This window comes from Pseudomonas sp. AC083 (assembly GCF_979253165.1).
The window spans coordinates 1-540 of sequence record NZ_CEEDDH010000038.1 but is presented as its reverse complement, the minus strand read 5'-3'; the positions used below and the strand labels follow the sequence as shown (position 1 = coordinate 540).

Genomic DNA, 540 nt, shown 5'->3' with positions numbered 1-540 from the left:
CTTAATCGACGACATCAGCTGCTGCATGAGCTCCCACACGAATTGCTTGATTCATTGAAGAAGACGATAGAAGCAGCTTTAAGCTCCAAGCTGATAGCTCTGAGCTAACAGTTACAAGCTCGAAATTGGGTCTGTAGCTCAGTTGGTTAGAGCGCACCCCTGATAAGGGTGAGGTCGGCAGTTCGAATCTGCCCAGACCCACCAATTTTGTTATGGGGCCATAGCTCAGCTGGGAGAGCGCCTGCCTTGCACGCAGGAGGTCAGCGGTTCGATCCCGCTTGGCTCCACCATAAACTGCTTCGAAGTTTGAGAGTTTAGAAATGAATATTCGAACTGAATATTGATTTCTAGTCTTTTGATTAGATCGTTCTTTAAAAATTTGGGTATGTGATAGAAAGATAGACTGAACGTTACTTTCACTGGTAACGGATCAGGCTAAGGTAAAATTTGTGAGTTCTCTTAATTGAGAAATTCGAATTTTCGGCGAATGTCGTCTTCACAGTATAACCAGATTGCTTGGGGTTATATGGTCAAGTGAAG

The 540-nt window shown here is 44.3% G+C and carries 2 tRNA genes; both read left to right on the top strand.

What is annotated here, in order from left to right:
• Window positions 1–127 precede the first annotated feature (127 nt).
• Window positions 128–204: transfer RNA gene (locus tag AC0IXA_RS27135), tRNA-Ile, on the top strand.
• A 10-nt stretch (window positions 205–214) separates the two neighbouring features.
• Window positions 215–290 (top strand) — tRNA-Ala (locus tag AC0IXA_RS27130).
• Window positions 291–540: the final 250 nt, after the last annotated feature.